The organism is Catellatospora sp. KI3 (assembly GCF_029948125.1).
GTDB lineage: Bacteria > Actinomycetota > Actinomycetes > Mycobacteriales > Micromonosporaceae > Catellatospora.
The window spans coordinates 117,249-134,135 of record NZ_JASAMB010000021.1; the positions used below are offsets into that span (position 1 = coordinate 117,249).

Annotated in this window: 14 protein-coding genes; 4 read left to right on the forward strand and 10 right to left on the reverse strand. The window is 74.1% G+C overall.

The genetic code is table 11. The features are described from left to right. Window positions 1-101: 101 nt before the first annotated feature. From dinB to QEZ54_RS28350, 6 genes are all read right to left on the reverse strand, one after another. A complete protein-coding gene (dinB, locus tag QEZ54_RS28325; protein WP_281307778.1) occupies window positions 102-1,412 on the reverse strand; it encodes a DNA polymerase IV in 1,311 nt (436 codons plus the stop codon). A 229-nt stretch (window positions 1,413-1,641) separates the two neighbouring features. Then, on the reverse strand, window positions 1,642-2,784 hold the full coding sequence (locus QEZ54_RS28330; RefSeq protein ID WP_281307779.1) for a nucleotide pyrophosphatase/phosphodiesterase family protein: 1,143 nt from the start codon (window positions 2,782-2,784) through the stop codon (window positions 1,642-1,644). Window positions 2,785-2,819: 35 nt separating this feature from the next. Continuing rightward, a complete protein-coding gene (locus QEZ54_RS28335; RefSeq protein ID WP_281307780.1) occupies window positions 2,820-3,572 on the reverse strand; it encodes a methyltransferase domain-containing protein in 753 nt (250 codons plus the stop codon). A gap of 49 nt (window positions 3,573-3,621) precedes the next feature. Further along, a complete protein-coding gene (locus tag QEZ54_RS28340; RefSeq protein ID WP_281307781.1) occupies window positions 3,622-4,323 on the reverse strand; it encodes a PASTA domain-containing protein in 702 nt (233 codons plus the stop codon). A 62-nt stretch (window positions 4,324-4,385) separates the two neighbouring features. Beyond that, window positions 4,386-5,666, reverse strand: coding sequence for a hypothetical protein (locus QEZ54_RS28345; RefSeq protein ID WP_281307782.1), 1,281 nt, complete (start codon window positions 5,664-5,666; stop codon window positions 4,386-4,388). Window positions 5,667-5,846: 180 nt separating this feature from the next. Next, a complete protein-coding gene (locus tag QEZ54_RS28350) occupies window positions 5,847-6,518 on the reverse strand; it encodes a DUF4097 family beta strand repeat-containing protein (RefSeq protein ID WP_281307783.1) in 672 nt (223 codons plus the stop codon). Window positions 6,519-6,741: 223 nt separating this feature from the next. Between QEZ54_RS28350 and QEZ54_RS28355 the strand changes: the two genes are divergently transcribed. Continuing rightward, a complete protein-coding gene (locus QEZ54_RS28355; RefSeq protein WP_281307784.1) occupies window positions 6,742-7,461 on the forward strand; it encodes a helix-turn-helix domain-containing protein in 720 nt (239 codons plus the stop codon). Between the two features lie 61 nt (window positions 7,462-7,522). Here the strand turns inward: QEZ54_RS28355 and QEZ54_RS28360 are convergent, their stop codons facing one another. From QEZ54_RS28360 to QEZ54_RS28375, 4 genes are all read right to left on the reverse strand, one after another. Next, entirely contained in the window at window positions 7,523-10,882 is a 3,360-nt protein-coding gene (locus QEZ54_RS28360) for an error-prone DNA polymerase (RefSeq protein WP_281307785.1), read from the reverse strand. A 622-nt stretch (window positions 10,883-11,504) separates the two neighbouring features. Next, window positions 11,505-13,073: a DNA polymerase Y family protein gene (locus QEZ54_RS28365; protein WP_281307786.1), complete on the reverse strand. Its 1,569-nt coding sequence runs from the start codon at window positions 13,071-13,073 to the stop codon at window positions 11,505-11,507. A 5-nt stretch (window positions 13,074-13,078) separates the two neighbouring features. Then, window positions 13,079-13,855, reverse strand: coding sequence for a hypothetical protein (locus tag QEZ54_RS28370; protein WP_281307787.1), 777 nt, complete (start codon window positions 13,853-13,855; stop codon window positions 13,079-13,081). Between the two features lie 100 nt (window positions 13,856-13,955). Next, on the reverse strand, window positions 13,956-14,363 hold the full coding sequence (locus tag QEZ54_RS28375) for an SAV_6107 family HEPN domain-containing protein (RefSeq protein ID WP_281307788.1): 408 nt from the start codon (window positions 14,361-14,363) through the stop codon (window positions 13,956-13,958). Between the two features lie 500 nt (window positions 14,364-14,863). Between QEZ54_RS28375 and QEZ54_RS28380 the strand changes: the two genes are divergently transcribed. From QEZ54_RS28380 to QEZ54_RS28390, 3 genes are read left to right on the forward strand one after another with little or no spacing between them, the layout of a single operon-like run. Next, entirely contained in the window at window positions 14,864-15,859 is a 996-nt protein-coding gene (locus QEZ54_RS28380; protein WP_281307789.1) for a DMT family transporter, read from the forward strand. Further along, window positions 15,819-16,310: a YbaK/EbsC family protein gene (locus QEZ54_RS28385; RefSeq protein WP_281307790.1), complete on the forward strand. Its 492-nt coding sequence runs from the start codon at window positions 15,819-15,821 to the stop codon at window positions 16,308-16,310. Before QEZ54_RS28380 ends, QEZ54_RS28385 begins: the two co-directional genes overlap by 41 nt. Next, window positions 16,307-16,870, forward strand: coding sequence for a GNAT family N-acetyltransferase (locus tag QEZ54_RS28390; RefSeq protein WP_281307791.1), 564 nt, complete (start codon window positions 16,307-16,309; stop codon window positions 16,868-16,870). The genes QEZ54_RS28385 and QEZ54_RS28390 overlap by 4 nt, the downstream gene beginning before the upstream one ends. Window positions 16,871-16,887 lie beyond the last annotated feature (17 nt).

The window sequence follows — 16,887 nt, forward strand, 5'->3', positions numbered from 1 at the left end:
CGGCGGTTCTCTCCTAGGGTGCGTCGAAGCGCCCCATTCCCCAGGTGATGATCGCCAAACCGTGAATACGTGTCGCAGCCGGACGACTGCTACCCGTCAGTCTACGAGGGCGGTGGCGGGTCGGAAAGCGGGACGACCATGCCCGGAGCGGGATTTTGCGACCCCGCCGCGCGGGGCGCCGAATCGCGCCGATTCGGCCCGAGAAGACTGGCCGGACGTACGGCCCCCCGACCGAACCGGGCGATGACCGCGTCGGCGGCCACCTCCGCGTCGCGCCACCCCTGCTCCGGCTCGTCCAGCGCCAGCTGGCGCACCGCCCCGTCGGCCGCCAGCAGCCCCTCCAACCGTACGCCCACGAGCCGGATGCGCTGCTGGGCCCGGACCGGTTCGAACAGCTCCCAGGCGGTCGTGAACACGTCGTGCGCCACGTCGGTCGGCCCGCCCAGGGTCCGCGAGCGCGACACGGTCCGGAAGTCGGCGAAGCGCACCTTGATGGAGACGGTGCGACCGGCCTGGCCGGAGGAGCGGGCCCGGCCCGCCACCTTCTGCGCCAGGGCGAGCAGGGTGCGGCGCAGCGCCTGCGGATCGTCGACGTCGGTGTCGAAGGTCACTTCGGCACCGATCGATTTCTCCTGGTGCTCGGTGCTGACCCGGCGCGAGTCCCGGCCCGCGGCCAGTTCCCGCAGGTGGGCCGACAGGGCGGGGCCCAGCGCCCCGCGCAGCAGCCCGTCCGGCGCCTGGGCCACGTCGCCGACCGTGCGCAGGCCCAGTTTGCGCAGCGTCTCCTCGGTGCGCTCGCCCACGCCCCACAGCACCGACACCGGCAGCGGATGCAGGAAGGCGAGCACCCGGTCGGCGGGGATGACCAGCTGACCGTCCGGTTTGGCCCGGGTGGAGCCCAGCTTGGCCAGGAACTTGTTGGAGGCCACGCCGATGGAGCAGGTCAGGCGCTGCTCCGCGGCGACGCGGCGCCGGATCAGGTCGGCGATCTGCGCCGGCGAGCCGAACAGCCGCCGGGAACCGGCCACGTCGAGGAACGCCTCGTCGACCGAGAGCTGCTCGACCAGGGGCGTGACGTCGCGGAACACGGCCATGACGGCACGGGACGCCTCGGCGTACGCGGCCATGTCGGGTTGGATGAAGATCGCCTGCGGGCAGCGGGCGCGGGCCATCGCGGTCGGCATCGCGCTGCGCACGCCGTAGGCCCGCGCCTCGTAGCTGGCCGAGGAGACAACCCCGCGCCCGCCCGTGCCGCCGACGACCACGGGCAGCCCGCGCAGCTCAGGGCGGCGGCGCACCTCCACCGAGGCGAAGAAGGCGTCCATGTCGATGTGCAGGATCGGGCAGCCCGAATCGTCGCCGGTCGGCCCGAAGCCCGCCACCGGCGCACCGCCGCCCGACGCGCGCCCCACGGATGCACGCTACCGCGCGGGTCGGACAGCCGTTCGAACGCGGCACCGCCGCGATTCGTCGCGCCGCGCCGCCGGGCCGCGCCGCCGGGCCGCGGGCGCGGGCCCGCGGCGGGCGGATCGTGCAGTTTCGGGGAAATTGCACGAATCCTCACCAAGATTCCAGCACTTTCCCCGAAACTGCAGCCCGCTTCGCCCGCGCCCGACGGGGGCGGGCGGGGGCGGGGGCGGGTCAGGCGCGGTAGGTCAGGAGGGGGATCTGCATCTCGACGGGGGTGAGCGAGCCGTGCATCGCGACCATGGTCGCGATCGAGGGCCCGTCGGTACGGGAGGCCAGCAGGGCCCAGTCGTCGCGGCAGACCAGCACCACGTCGCCGATGCGGGCGGCGTGGTCGGCGGCGACGGGCCCGTACCAGCCGGTGGCGATCGCCTCGTCGCGGGTGCCCGCCCAGATGGCGTGGCCGAACCGGGCCCGCCACACCGCCACCAGGTCCTCGGCGGCGCCGGGGGCGGTGTGCAGGTAGCGCACCCGGGGCTCGCCCGCGACGTGCCGTACGCCGTCGCAGAGCTCGCGGTCGCCGTGCAGGTCGATGCGCCGGTGCGGCGGGATGTCGCGCTGGCCGTGGTCGGCGGTGACCAGCAGCGCCGCGTCGTCGGGCAGCCCTTCGACCAGGATCGTCAGCAGCCGGTCCACCTCGGCCGCGGCCCGCTCCCACTGCGGCGAGGTGAGCCCGTGGTTGTGCCCGGCCTTGTCCAGGTCGGGGTGGTAGCCGTAGACCAGGCTCGGCCCGGGGCCGTCCTTGAGCGCGGCGAGCATCCCGGCGGCGACCTCGTCGACCCCGACGGCGGGCAGGTACCGGGCGCCGGTGCTGGTCACGGTGGTCAGGCCGCTGCCCACGTACTCGGGGCGGCTGATCACGGCGGTGTCGATCCCGGCGGCCGCGGCGGCGTAGACCGACGGCACCGGCGACCACCGCGCGGGCTCGGGGTCGTCGCGCCACTGGGTATGGCTGATCACCGTGTTCGTGCCGGGCACCAGGCTGTAGAAGCCGAGCACCCCGTGCGCGCCCGGGACGGCGCCGGTGTTGAGGCTGACCAGGCTGGTGGGGGTGGTCGAGGGGAAGCCGCAGGTGGTGTACCCGGCCGCGCCCAGGCGCCCGGCCAGCGTGTCGGCCACGGTGGGCCCGGACCGCGCCAGCGCGGGCAGCTGGCCCCAGCCCATGCCGTCGACCAGCAGCACCGCCACCCGGCGCACGTCGGGCAGGCGCGCGGTCAGGCCCAGCCGGTCGGTCAGGCCGGGCACCCCGAGCGCGGTCAGCGCCCCGGGCAGGATGTCGGCGATGGTGCCCTCGTCGTACCGCGGCGCCTGGAACATCCGGCCACTCCCCTTCCCGGCTCGCGGCCGGAGCCTCAGCGCGCGGCGCGGCGCCGCGCGAGCAGGTGCACCTGGGTGGCCACGTCGCGGTACGGCGGCAGCGCGGACACGGCCAGCTCGAACGCCGTCAGCGCCTCGGGGTCGGCGTCGGCGACCACGCCGGGCACCGCGTCGGCCACCACGCGCACGCCGTGCACCGACTCCACCGCCAGGGCGGCTCCGGCCAGCAGCGCCTGCGCGTCGGCCAGGTCGAAGCGGCGGCGCAGCATGTCGCGCGCGGCCAGCCGGGCCTCGGGGTCGGCGAGCAGGTCGGCGGCGGCCCGCCACTGCCCGGCCATGGCCCGCGACAGCACGGCCGCGGCCCGGTTGGCCACCAGCACGCTGGCCGCCCCGCCGGGGCGCAGCGCGTCGTGCAGCGCCCGGGCGACCGCGGCGGGGTCGTCGACGACCTCGAGCACGGCGTGGCACAGCACCAGGTCGGCGCCGCCGGGCGGGACGAGGTCGCCGAGGGAGTCGGCGTCGCCCTGCATGGCGTGCACGCGGTCGGCGACGCCGGCGTCGGCGGCCCGGCGCAGCAGCGAGGCCAGCGCGTCGGGGCTGGGGTCGACCACGGTGACGCTGTGCCCGGCCTCGGCCAGCGGCACCGCGAACCCGCCGGTGCCGCCGCCGACGTCGACGACGGCCAGCCGTCGCCCGTCCTGCGCCGCCAGCTCCGCCCGCAGCACCGACCAGATCACCGCGGTCCGGGGACCCGCGATCCGCGGCTGCGCCACACTCGTCCGCTCCACGCTGGCGAGCCTAGCCGACTCCGACCGCCGCTCCGGCGTGCCGCCGCGCTCAGTCGCGCCGTACGTCGCCCCGGCGCACCACCAGCGCACCCCGGTAGCGCGCGGTCAGTTCGGCGATCTCACCGTCGCTGAGCTGCACGGTCATCAGCACCGCGCAGGCGATCGGGTCGATGCCGGTGCTGAAGGCGAGCTTGTCGGCGCCGGGCAGGAAGTCGCGGCGGCCCAGCTCGAGCTGCACCCGGGTCAGCTCGACCCAGCTGCGCTCGCAGGTCTGCACCCGGTACGGCGCCTTCCCGGCGACGGCCTTGAGCCGCTGCAGCGTCTTGGGCAGGTCGGCCGTGGCCGAGACGGCCACCACCCAGGAGCCGTCGCGGTCCTTGGCGATGCCGACGAACGTCTCGCGGTCGGCGTCGACCACCGCGGACAGCTTCGCGGCCGGGGACCCGGCCACCACGATGGTGACCACGGTGCCCGCGGGCACCCGGGTGCCGGGCGGCGGCACCGTGTTCACCACGGTGTTGGCGTCGGCGACCACGCCGGGCTCGTACTTCACGATCGGCACGAGCTCGCCGTCGAGGATCTCCTTCTCCACCACGGACGGGTTGTCGGAGGTCAGGTTGGGCACCATCGACATCCGGGCCGAGGCGGTCGGGGACGGCACGGCGGCGATGTCGGCGACGGGCTGCTGCTGCGCGCAGCCGGCCAGGCCGGCCAGCGCCGTCGCGGCCAGGGCCAGTGTCCACTTGTGCATGTTGACTCCCTCTGCGGTTGCGGGGTCAGACGCGGCCGGCAAGCCCCCGGTTGCCGTCGATCTCAGGAGGTCAGCAGGGTCACACCGAGATGGGCTTCGATGGTCGCGATGCGGTGCGACAGCACCTGGGTGCCGCCGGCGCGCGAGCCGATGTGCACCCCGATCGCGTACGCGTTGGCGGTGCCGGAGCGGAGGTAGACCGGCGCCCCGGAGTCGCCGGCCTGCGACAGCACCTCGTTGTTGCGCCAGCCCGACATGAGCCCGGTGGTGCAGCCGTCGGCGTCGCAGAGCTGGTCCAGCAGGCTCAGCACCTCGATGTTGCAGGTGGCCTTGGTCTTCATGCCGCTCTGGCAGAACAGGTCGCCCACCAGCGGGTTGTACCGGCCGATGATGTTGCGCTTGACCGGGCAGCACGGGTCGGAGTGGATGACGTTGTCGTACGTCTCGGTCGACGACAGGACCGCGATCATGTCGTAGTCCGGGTAGCCGTACTCCCCCGTGCTGGTCCCCCAGTAGTTGGGGCCCGAGTAGACCGACTGGCCGTTGGCGAAGCAGTGGCCCGCGGTGACGCCGCCCTTGCGGCCGTCGCTGTTGCGCTTGACGATGAACCCGGCGGTGCAGGTGTTGGTCGAGGCGGTGCCCACTCCGGCGCGGATCCCGGCGCCGCCGAAGTGCGGCTCGCCGTCGTCGAGGCGCCCGTCGCGGCGTACGTCGCCGGACTCGACCACGACCCGGCCGCCCAGCGCGTCGCGCAGCGCCTGCGCCGCCTGCGGGAAGCGCGGGTCGAAGCTGACGTGGAACCGGGAGTCGCGCGGATCGAGCCCGAAGCTGAAGACGGCCTTTGCCGCGTCGGCGTGCCAGGCCCGCCCGTGCAGCAGCCGCTCGGCCTCGATCAGTTCGGCGGCGCTGCGGCAGCCGACCAGGGTGCGGGTCTTCACGCCCACGACGCGGGCGGCCGCACCGGCCGTGTCCAGCCGTTCGCGCAGCGTGGACGCCTCGCGGTAGTCGGGGGTGACCACGGTGACGACCGTCTGCGTGGCGTGGTCCATCACGGTGCCGATGAGACCGGCCGACAGCTGCTCGGCCAGGGTGCTCGTCGGCGTCAGGCCCATGGCCGCGTCGCGGTCGGCCTGGACCCGGTGGTTGAGCTCGACGGCCTTGGCGTCGGCCAGCCACGCCTCGTACCGGGGCAGATCGGTGGCGACCAGGGAGCCGTCCAGGGTGACCGGCCGGGAGTCGACGGTGCATGCCGGTGCTGCCACCTCGACCGCCTGTGCCGCATCGCCCAGAAGGGTGGCCAGCAGCAGTCCGCAGGTGGATGCGGCAAGCAGCGTTTTCCTCATGCCGGTGTCCGATCGTCTCCGAGGTGTAGGTCGGACAGACGGTATCGGCACGATGCGGTCCACACAAGACTTTCTCACGTCCGACATGGACTAGCTGTAGTCGGTGGACTACCCGAAGTCGCGACGGGCGCGGGCGGCCCCCGATCGGGAGCCGCCCGCGCGCCGTCATCGCCCGATGCCCTAAAGGCTGCGGGCCGTGATGTCGCCGTAGTCGGTGGTCGCGTGGATGCGCAGACCGGCACCGGCGCCCTCGGCGTTGTACAGCGTGTTCTGGATCCGGCCGTAGGTGGTGCCGGCGTCCAGGTTCGCCGAGACGCCGCGAGCGGCGCCGACGGTCACGTCGCCCATCCGGGTACGGAGCACGACCGCACCGGCGAACGCCTCGGCGATGGCGATGCCGCCCTTCTCGACGGTGATCTCCGCGGGCCCGGTGAGGCGGCCGACGGTCACGTCCCCGGCGTGGGCGGCGATCCGTACGCTGGCGGCCTCGTCGATCTTGACCGTGCCGTGCGCGCCCGCACAGGCGACCTCGCCCAGCCGGCCCACGCCCCGGAACTCGGCGGCGGCCGCCTTGGCCTCGACCCGGGAACCCGCGGGCAGCCGCACCGTCACCTCGATGGAGCCGGACGGGCCGAAGAGCTGGTTGGCCACCTCCGGTCCGTCGACCCGCAGCACGCCGTCAGCGAACTCCACCTTGGTCTGCTCGGCCGCCTTCACGTCGCGCCCCTTGGCGGGATCGGCGGGCCAGACCTCCACGGTGGTGTCGGCGCGGTCGGCCGCGATCACCTGGATGCGCCCGGCGGGGATGTTCAGGACGGCGGCGATGGCGGCGGGGGTGTCGAACTTCTGCATGGTGCTCTCCTCAGCACTCGATGTTTCTGATATGCGAAACGCTACGTTGCGTTCAAGAATGACGCAACATACTCGTTGCACAGCGGAGGTGTTTTCACTGCTAGTCGCCGATATTTCGTTGCAACAGATGTACAACTAACGCAATGAGATCGGCTGCGCTTGTTGCACTGAGTGGGAGTGAACGCTACGCTGGCCCGGAGCGGACATACGGAGGGAGACGGCGGTGCCGGGAGGCAGACTCGCCCAGCAGGAACGGCAGCAGATCGCGCTCGGGCTGGCCGACGGCCTGGCCTACGCCGAGATCGCCCGGCGGCTCGACCGCCCCACCTCGACCGTCACCCGCGAGGTGATGCGCAACGGCGGCCCCAACGCGTACCGCGCCGACCTGGCCCACCGCGCCACCGAACGCCGCGCCCACCGGCGCCGGTCCCCGTCCCGGGGGCAGGGTGCCCCGGCGCCGGGCCAGGGGCCCGACGACGAGGCCGTGCGCGACTACGAGGAGACGTTCACCACCCTGATGATGAACCAGGGCCTGCCCAAGATGACGGCCCGCGTGCTGACCTGCCTCTTCACCGCCGACGAGAGCGGCGTCACCGCCGCCGGACTGGTCCAGCGGCTGCAGGTGAGCCCGGCGTCGGTCTCCAAGGCGATCTCCTTCCTGGAGGAGCAGGGCCTGGTGCGCCGCGAGCGCGACGAGCGCCGGCGCGACCGCTACTACGTCGACGACGACGTCTGGTACCAGTCGACGGTCGCCAGCGCCCAGGGCATCGCCCAGGTCGCCGCGACCGCGCGGCAGGGCGTCGGCATCCTGGGGCCCGGCGCGGCCGCCAACCGCCTGGAGAACATCGCCCGCTTCAGCGACTTCATCAGCGAGAGCATCATGCGAGCCGCCGAGCAGGTCCGCGAGGTCCTGCACACGAACCCCGCGCCCACTCGCGAGTAGTAAGAGGAGCAGTGAAGAAGGGCCCCTTCTACTACGTATTGCGATAAGAAGGGCCCCTTCCTTAGCGCCAGTCGCGCGAGGCGGGCGTCGTGGCGATGTGGAGGGGAAGCACCTTGTCGGCCACCAGGTTGATCACTCCGGAGGCGCTCTCCAGCCGTCCGCGCACGATCAGCGCCGAGTTGAGCTGCACGATCCTGCGGCTGCGGGCGAACAGGCCCGGTGAGCACACCACGTTGAGCATGCCGGTCTCGTCCTCCAGGTTGAGGAAGACGACCCCGCCCGCGGTGGCGGGCCGCTGCCGGTGCGTGACCAGGCCGCCGACGCTGATCCGGGCACCGGACTCGACGCCGGACAGCTGCGCCACGGGCAGCACGCCGTCGGCGTTGAGCCGCGGCCGTACCAGCCGGATGGGGTGGTCGTCCGGGGACAGCCCGGTCGCCCAGACGTCGGCGACCAGGCGCTCCACCTCATCCATGCCCGGCAGCATCGGCGCCTGCGTGCCCACCGCGGTGCCCGGCAGCCGGTCGGGGGTGTCGGTGGCGGCGGCCCCGGCGGCCCACAGCGCCGCGCGCCGGTCCAGGCCGAAGCAGGCGAAGGCGTCCGCGGTGGCCAGGGCCTCCAGCTGGGCGGCGGTCAGGCCGGTGCGCCGGGCCAGATCCGTCATGTCCGTGTACGGCCGGTCGCCGCGCGCCGCCACGATCCGCTCGGCCGCCTCCTCCCCCAGCGTGCGCACCGTGTCCAGGCCCAGCCGGACCACCGGGCCGCCCAGCCCCCACTTCGAGGGCGGCTCACCCGGCGCGCTGCCCCACCGCGTACCCGGATCGCCCTCCAGGCCCGCCTTGACCCCGCTGGCGTTGACGTCGGGCCGCAGCACCCGCACCCCGTGCCGGCGCGCGTCGTCGACCAGCGACTGCGGCGAGTAGAAGCCCATCGGCTGCGCCCCGAGCAGCGCCGCGCAGAACGCCGCCGGGTGGTAGCGCTTGAGCCAGGCGCTGGCGTACACCAGGTAGGCGAAGCTCATCGCGTGGCTCTCCGGGAAGCCGTAGTTGGCGAACGCGGCGAGCTTGTTGAAGATGTCGTCGGCCAGCTCGCCGGTGATGCCGTTGCGGGCCATACCGTCATAGAGCCGGTCCTTGAGCCGCTCCATCCGCTCCATCGAGCGCTTGGACCCCATCGCCCGCCGCAGCTGGTCGGCCTCGGTCGGGGTGAAGTCGGCGACGTCGACGGCCAGCTGCATCATCTGCTCCTGGAACAGCGGCACGCCCAGGGTACGGGTCAGCGAGTTGCGCATCAGCGGATGCGGGATGTCGACCTCCTCCAGCCCGTTCTTGCGCCGGATGAACGGGTGCACCGAGCCGCCCTGGATCGGGCCCGGCCGGATCAGCGCCACCTCCACCACCAGGTCGTAGAAGCGCTCCGGGCGCAGCCGGGGCAGCGTCGACATCTGCGCGCGGCTCTCCACCTGGAACACCCCGACGGTGTCGGCGCGGCACAGCATCTCGTACACCTCGGGGTCGTCGGGTTTCAGGTCGCCGAGGTCCAGCTCGTCGCCGAGGAAGTCGTACGCGTAGTGCAGCGCCGACAGCATGCCCAGGCCCAGCAGGTCGAACTTGACCAGGTCGATCGCGGCGCAGTCGTCCTTGTCCCACTGCAGCACGGTGCGGCCGGGCATCCGCGCCCACTCCACCGGGCACACCTCGATCACCGGCCGGTCGCAGATCACCATGCCGCCGGAGTGGATGCCCAGGTGGCGCGGCGCCTGCAGCAGCTGCCCGGCGAAGTCGACCACGTGCTGCGGAATGCCCTCCACGTCGGCGGCGGAGATGCCGTTCCAGCGGTCGATCTGCTTGCTCCAGGCGTCCTGCTGCCCCGGCGAGAACCCGAAGGCGCGGGCCACGTCGCGCACCGCCGACCTCGGCCGGTACGAGATCACGTTGGCCACCTGCGCCGTGTGCTCCCGCCCGTAGCGGCGGTACACGTACTGGATGACCTCCTCGCGCCGGTCGGACTCGATGTCCACGTCGATGTCGGGCGGCCCGTCGCGCTCCGGCGCCAGGAACCGCTCGAACATCAGCCCGCCGTCCGGCCCCAGCGGGTCCACATTGGTGATCCGCAGCGCGTAGCAGACCGCCGAGTTCGCCGCCGACCCCCGCCCCTGGCAGTAGATCTTCTCCCGCCGGCAGAAGTCGACGATGTCCCACACCACCAGGAAGTACCCCGGGAACTCCAGCTGCTCGATCAGCGCCAGCTCGCGATCGATCCGCTCGTACGCCTCCGGATACGCCTGCCGCGGCCCGTACCGGTCCGCCGCCCCCGCGTACGCCCGCTCCCGCAGGAACGCCACCTCGTCCACCCGCTCGCCGGCCCGGTCGGTGAACGGCGGCAGCTTCGGCGCCACCAGCCGCAGGTCGAACGCCAGCTCCTGACCCAGCCGCGCCGCGTACGCCACCGCCCCCGGGTACGCCGCGAACCGCGCCGCCATCTCCGCCCCCGACCGCAGGTGCGCGGTCGCCCCGGCGGGCAGCCACCCGTCCAGCTGGTCCAGGCTGCTGCGGGCCCGCACCGCCGCCGTCACCGTGGCCAGCCGCCGCCGCCCCGGCGCGTGGTAGTGCACGTTGTTCGTGGCCAGCACCGGCAGCCCCGCCCCGGCCGCGAGCTGCGCCAGCGCGTCGTTGCGGTCGCCGTCCAGCGGATCACCGTGATCGGTCAGCTCCACCACCACGTTGTCCTGGCCGAACAGCGTCCTCAGCCGGTCCAGCTCCCTGGCGGCCGCGCTCATGCCGCCGTCGCCCCCGCTGCCCGGCGGCGCCAGCAGCCCCGCCTGCAACGCCCTCGGCACCAGCCCCTTCCGGCACCCGGTCAGCACCACCCCCTGCCCGTCCAGGTGCCCGGCTATCTCGTCGAGGTCATAGCTGGGGCGGCCCTTCTCGCCACCGCGCAGATGCGCCTTCGACAGCGCCCGGGCCAGGTTGGCGTAGCCCTGCGGGCCCCGGGCCAGCACCAGCAGGTGCGCCCCCACCGGATCCGGCACGCCGCCCCGGGGCATCCCGGCCAGGTTCAGCTCCGCGCCGAACACCGTCGGCAGGCCGTGCTCGCGGGCCGCCTCGGCGAAGCGGACCACGCCGTACAGGCCGTCGTGGTCGGTGATGGCCAGGGCGCTCAGCCCCAGCCGCACCGCCTCGGCGACCAGCTCCTCGGGGTGGCTCGCCCCGTCGAGGAAGCTGAAGTTCGTGTGGCAGTGCAGCTCCGCGTACGGCACGCCGGTGCGCGGCCGGACCACCGGCTCCGGGCGGTACGGCTCCCGCTTGCGCGAGAACGCGGGCGCGTCCCCGCCGTCGGCGAGCGGGTCGACGGCCTTACCGCCCCGCATCCGCCGCTCCAGCTCGGCCCACGACAGGTTGTCGTTACTGCTCCATCCCATGATTCGAACAAGTGTACTACCAAGTCGATCATGAATGTACGGGGTCCGAGAACACGACCCCCACCCCGAAAACCCACCCAGCACGACCCACCCACCCCCACCCCCACTCCCGCTCCCGCTCCCACCCCCACTTCCACTCCCGCTCCCACCCCCACTTCCACTCCCGCTCCCACTCCCACCCGCTCCCGCCTGCTCCCGCCCGCCGCCGCGGCCGCCCCGCCCACCGGCCCTTCTTGCATAGACGCTGGCCTATTACATTGATTTCGATCTTGCCCCAGTCCACGTAATAGGCCAGCGTCTATTTCAAACCCAGGCTCGGAGCCCTCCGGAGTGTGGTCGGTGCTGCAGTTTCGGGGAAAGTGCGCGAATCATGGCCCGGATTCGTGCAGTTTCCCCGAAACTGCAGCGCCCGGCGCCCGGCGCGCGGGGCGCGGGGCGCGGGGCGCGGGGCGCGGGGCGCGGGGCGCGGCGCGCGGCGCGCGGCGCGCGGCGCGCGGCGCGAGGCGCGAGGCGCGAGGCGCGAGGCGCGAGGCGCGAGGCGCGAGGCGCGAGGCGCGAGGCGCGAGGCGCGAGGCGCGAGGCGCGAGGCGCGAGGCGCGGGGCGCGGGGCGGTTGGGGTGGGTCAGTCGAAGTGGAGGGTGATGGTCCATTCGGCGGCTGACAGGGTGAGCAGGAGGGCGCGGCCGTCGGCCAGCAGGACCTGGAGGCGTACCGCGCGGACCGCGCGGCGCGAGTCCCACCACTGCTCGTCCACCGGCCACGGCCCGGCCCACCCGACGACCTCGACCGCGCCGCGCTCCAGCACCAGCCGGTCGGGCTCGGCCGTCAGCTCCAACCGCGCGCTGACCCCCACCAGCTGCCCGTACGCGTCCAGCAGCCGGGCCGGCTGCGGCTGGTCCAGCACCACCGCCGGTGACGGCGGCGGCAGCCGCCCCGGCCACGGCCCGGCGGGGCGGGCGGCGATCCGCTCGTCGCCCCATGGCACCAGGGTCGCCTGCTCGCGGGGGTCGCGGCCGCCGCCGAGCACGGCGGTCACCACCGCCTCGGGGCCGAGGATGCCCTGCACCCGGTGCAGGGCGCGGTGGGCCCGGTCGCGTTCGACGCCGGGGTCGCCCCACAGCCCGGCCTGCAGCCCGACCTGCCGGACCAGCCCGTCCGGGATGAGCCGCAGCGCGACGATGCCCTGGTCGGGCCGGTCGTGGGTGGTCGCGTGCCGGGACGGGCCCGGCCCGAGCTGCCGCCGCGTGATCCAGCCTTCGAGCTGCCAGCGGGTACGGTCGGCGATGCCGCCCGCGGTCAGGATGCCGTCGTGGCGCCATACCCGGTGCAGTTCGCGGCCGTCGGCGGTGACCGCGGCGATCGCCAGCCGCGTGCACGCCATGCCGTATCCGGCCAGCCGTTCGTGCAGCCGCTCGGCCAGCGCGCGGGCCGCGAACGCGGCCGTGTCGACCCGGTTCACGGGCTCGTCGAACCGCTCGTCGACCTCCAGGTCCGGCGGCGCCTGCCGGACGGCGAGCGGCCGGTCGTCGCGTCCGGCGGCCAGGTGCTGGGCCAGGGCCGCGTCCAGCCCGAACCGGGCCAGCACGTCGCTGGGCGGCAGGGCCGCGAAGGCGCCGAGGGTGGTGATGCCCAGCCGCCGCAGCAGCCCGGCCAGCTGGGGCCGGTCCAGCGTGCCCACCGGCATCCCGGCCAGGAACTCGGGCGTCCGGCCGGGCGGCACGACGCGGCCCATCCGGGCGGCGAGCAGGGCCGCGAAGGTGCCGTCAGCGACGCCGATCTGGGCCTCGACCCGGCACTCCTGGGCCACCTGCTCGATGATCCGCTCGGCGGCGGCCTCCTCGCCGCCGTGGTAGCGGGCCGGGCCGCGGGCCGCGAACGCGCACACCCCGGCCCGCAGCACCGCCACCGAGGCGGCCACCTCCTCGACCGCGGCCAGCACCGGTTCGAAGGCGCGCACGTCGCGCACCGGGTCGTAGTCGACGGCGATCAGCTGCGGGCAGCGGGCCTGTGCCTCCCGTTTGCGCAGCCCGCGGCGTACGCCCTCGGCGCGGGCGGCGGCGGAGGAGGCCACCACCCGGTTGGCGTGCAGCACCGCGACGGGGCGGTCGGCGGGCACGCCGTCGATGAGGTCCGCGGCGATGACGGGCCAGTCGGGGCACCAGACGAGCATGGTGCGCAGGGTGTCGCGCATCGCGCTCACACCAGGTGCAGTCGGCGGACGGGCGTGTCGGAGTGCCCGGGGACGGCCGGGGGCGGGGACACCTCGGCGCTGACCTTGCCGTACAGGGTGGCGGCCAGGCCCGCGGTGGCGGGCAGCCACACCGTGGCGCGGCGGGGGCGGGCGGCGGCGCCCCGGCCGGACGCGCTGATGCTCAGCTCCCGGCCGAGCAGCCGCCCCCGGCCGGGGCCGAGGCCCTGCCAGGCGCCGTCGACCAGGCTGAGGGTGAGGTCGGCGCCGTCCCAGGTGCGGCCGGGGCCGCAGAACGGGACCAGTACGCTGCCGCGCTGGCGGGCCCTGGCGGCGAGCTGGCCGCGCACGGTGGGGGCGACCGGTCCGGGCGGGGCGACCACGACCACGTCGAACCCGTCGAGCAGCGCCCCGGCCACGGTGGCCCACTGCGGCCCGGGGTGGGGCACCAGGGCGAACCGCTCCAGCACGATGCCCAGTTCGGCGGCGGCGGCCATACCCAGGGTGGGCAGGCCGACCACGGCGCACCAGGAGCCGGCGGCCGACGCGGCGGACAGCAGCGACAGCAGCAGCGAGGTGGTCCCGCCGCAGCCCGGGTCGGGGCTGGGGGCGACCGCGACCGTGCTGCCCCGGCGCAGCCCGCCGGGCATGAGCCGACGCAGTTCCGGCAGCACCGGCAGCGTACGGTCGGTGCTGAGGCCGGCGCCGTCGGCGACGAGGTCGCTGGCCCGCCGCACCGATTCGTGCCGAAACTCCACCGGCCGGGCCAGGCTCAGCCCCGCCATGGCGTCCGCCCCCTGTCGTCGCGATCGGTAGTCGGGTGCCCCGCGGATGCGGGCTTGAATGTGGAAGTCGTGGGCGCCGCAGGGGGCGGCGGCGCGGGTGTCAGGCCGCGAGGTCGAGCATCTGCTCGATCAGCTCGATGAAGCGACCCGCCTGCTGCCGGATGGTGTCGACCTCTTCGGCGGTGACCCGCGCGATGCCCGCCTCGGCCGCGGACCGCTTGGCGGCACCGGCGGAGAAGAACGTCGACCAGGGGGTCAGCTCGGGGGCCACCATGCTCAACAGGATCCAGACGCTGGTGATCTGCTTGCGGCGCGCGGGCGCGGGGGTGGCCCGGGCGGCGATGACCGCGGCGGCGGCACGCAGCGCGGCCAGGTGGGCGGCGGCGTACTGCTGGGCGCGGTCGCTCGGGGCGTGTGCCTCGGCGAGTCCGCGGCGGGCCAGGTTCATCAGCTCGATCGGGGTCCGGTGGGGCAGCGTGTGCGCCGGCACCGTCGTGGTGGCTCTCATCTCGGCGGTTCCCTCCTCGTCGGCCACGAGCGGCCGCGTCTGGCGTATCGCCACCGTGCGGCGTCGCACGGCTACTGACGACATGCCCACGTTCACCAGCTGTCTCACCAGCCACGGAGGAAGAGCGTGGAGTTGCGGTGCCGGTCGGGCGTGGAGCTTCCCCACGCCACGCCCGGACCGGCACGCCGGTCGGGCGCGTCGCGCGCTGCCCGGGGGTCGGTGGGCAGCGTGCGACGTCCCGCCTGCGATCGGCGAAGCCGCGAATCTTCGCCGACCAATGACGGTGTCGCGAACACCGTCCCAGGGTTCGCGTCGCGAACCGCTTCCCCTGGAGAACATCTTCAGTTCAACATCACTGTTCTTCAGTTCAACATCATTGTCTCGAACACCTGTCCGAACAACGAGTAGAACATTAGTTCGATAACCCCCGGTTGTAAACCCTGACCCGCCGCGTAAGGACCAAATTGAGATACGTACGTGACACCAGGTAGCCTCGACCAGTGCCGTTCCGCTCCCGGCCCACCCTGGGCATGCTCATGGTCCTGCTCTCAGGGCTGCTGTTCGCGCTCAACGGCACCGCCTCCAAGCTGATCCTGCGCGGCGGCGTCAGCGCACCCGACCTGACCACGCTGCGCGCCCTGGGCGCCTGCCTCGGCCTGGTCGTGCTGGGCGCCGCGCTGCGGCCGGGGCTGCGCCGGTTCCGGGTCACCGCCCGGCAGCTGCCGCTGCTGATCGCGTACGGCCTGACCGGCTTCTTCGGCGTCCCGCTGCTCTACTTCGTCGCCATCTCCCGCATGCCCGTCGGCATCGCGCTGCTGTTCGAGTACACCGCGCCGCTGCTGGTCGCCCTGTGGGCCCGCTTCGGCCAGCACCAGCCCGTCCGCCCGCGCCTGTGGGCCGGCCTGCTGCTGTGCCTGCTCGGCCTCGCCTGCGTCGCCGAGGTATGGGGCGACCTGCGCCTGGACAGCGTCGGCCTGGCCGCCGGACTCGGCGCGGCCGCCCTGCTCGCCTGCTACTACATCCTCGGCGCCCAGGGCGTGGCCAGCCGCGACACCATCTCGCTCACCGGCTGGGCCTTCGGCGTGTCGGCCCTGGCCGGACTGCTGCTGCGCCTGGCCACCGGCACCGCCCCGGACTGGAGCGCGCTGGCCGGGCACACCGCGGGCGGCACGCCGCTCTGGCTGCTGGCCGCCTACCTGCTCGTGCTCGGCACGATCGTGCCGTACCTGCTGGTCGCCGGGGCCCTGCGGCACCTGCCCGCCACCAGCGTCGGCATCCTCGGCATGGTGGAGCCGGTCTTCGCCACCGCGGCCGCCTGGCTGGTGCTGGGCGAGTGGCTGAACCCGGCCCAGCTGGCGGGCGGCGCGCTGGTGCTGGTCGGGGTGGTGCTCGCCGAGACCGCGCGGGTGCCCGCGGCGCTGCTGGAACCGGTGGCGCTGGGGCAGAATGAGAGCCATGTCGCACCCGAACGTGACCGCAGTCCAGCACGCCCTTGACGCCGCCGACGCGCGCGACTCCTCCGGCGCTGGCTGCCAGGTGATCGAGCTGGACGACGGCGTGCACACCGCCGTCGCGGCCGCGCAGGCGCTCGGGGTCGAGGTCGGCCAGATCGCCAACTCGCTGATCTTCGAGGTGGGCGGCGAGCCGCTGCTGGTGCTCACCTCCGGCCGCCACCGCGTCGACACCGCCCGGGTCGCCGCCGACCTCGGCGTGCCGAAGCTGCACCGGGCCAGCCCGGAGTTCGTCCGCGAGCACACCGGCCAGCCCATCGGCGGCGTCGCCCCGCTCGGCCACCCCAAGCCGGTGCGCACGCTCATCGACACCGCCCTGGCCGAGTACGACCAGATCTGGGCCGCGGGCGGGGTGCCCCGCGCGGTCTTCCCCATCACCTACCCCGAGCTGCTGCGGGTCACCTCGGCCGCCCCGGCTCAGGTGGCGGCCGCATGAGGCTGGTGGCCTGGACGCCGGACGACCTGTCCCGGCGGATGGACGACGTGCTGTTGGTGTTCGGCGAGGCGATGTCGTACCAGGCCGACGCCCTGGCGGTGCGGCGCGGCTACATCACCACCCACCTGCGGCGGCCGCAGTTCCGGGCCGTGGCCGGGCTCAGCCTCCAGGGCCACCTGCTCGGCTTCGCGTACGGCTACCACTCCGCCCCCGGCCAGTGGTGGCACGACGTGGTCAGCACCGTGCTGTCCGACACCCAGCGCGGTCAGTGGATGTCCGACTGCTTCGAGGTCGTGGAGCTGCACGTACGCCCCAGCGCGCAGGGCCACGGCCTGGGCGAGGCGCAGCTGCGGGCGCTGCTGTCGATGACCCGCGCCCGGACCACCCTGCTGTCCACTCCCGAGGCCGACGAGCAGGCCTCCCGCGCCTGGCGCCTCTACCGCCGCACCGGCTTCTCCGACGTCTGCCGCCACCTGATGTTCCCCGGCGACCCCCGCCCCTTCGCCATCCTCGGCAACACCCTCCCGATCCCCGCCGCCCCCTCGCCCCGCCTTGCATGAACGCTGACCGGGAGGAG

Excerpts from the sequence above, each read along its gene's own strand:
- QEZ54_RS28330 (WP_281307779.1), bottom strand. The coding sequence starts at position 2,784 with ATGTTCCAGGCGCCGCGGTACGACGAGGGCACCATCGCCGACATCCTG.
- QEZ54_RS28340 (WP_281307781.1), bottom strand. The coding sequence starts at position 4,323 with ATGCACAAGTGGACACTGGCCCTGGCCGCGACGGCGCTGGCCGGCCTG.
- QEZ54_RS28345 (WP_281307782.1), bottom strand. The coding sequence starts at position 5,666 with ATGAGGAAAACGCTGCTTGCCGCATCCACCTGCGGACTGCTGCTGGCC.
- QEZ54_RS28350 (WP_281307783.1), bottom strand. The coding sequence starts at position 6,518 with ATGCAGAAGTTCGACACCCCCGCCGCCATCGCCGCCGTCCTGAACATC.
- QEZ54_RS28360 (WP_281307785.1), bottom strand. The coding sequence starts at position 10,882 with ATGGGATGGAGCAGTAACGACAACCTGTCGTGGGCCGAGCTGGAGCGG.
- QEZ54_RS28365 (WP_281307786.1), bottom strand. The coding sequence starts at position 13,073 with ATGCGCGACACCCTGCGCACCATGCTCGTCTGGTGCCCCGACTGGCCC.
- QEZ54_RS28370 (WP_281307787.1), bottom strand. The coding sequence starts at position 13,855 with ATGGCGGGGCTGAGCCTGGCCCGGCCGGTGGAGTTTCGGCACGAATCG.
- QEZ54_RS28375 (WP_281307788.1), bottom strand. The coding sequence starts at position 14,363 with ATGAGAGCCACCACGACGGTGCCGGCGCACACGCTGCCCCACCGGACC.
- QEZ54_RS28385 (WP_281307790.1), top strand. The coding sequence starts at position 15,819 with ATGTCGCACCCGAACGTGACCGCAGTCCAGCACGCCCTTGACGCCGCC.
- QEZ54_RS28390 (WP_281307791.1), top strand. The coding sequence starts at position 16,307 with ATGAGGCTGGTGGCCTGGACGCCGGACGACCTGTCCCGGCGGATGGAC.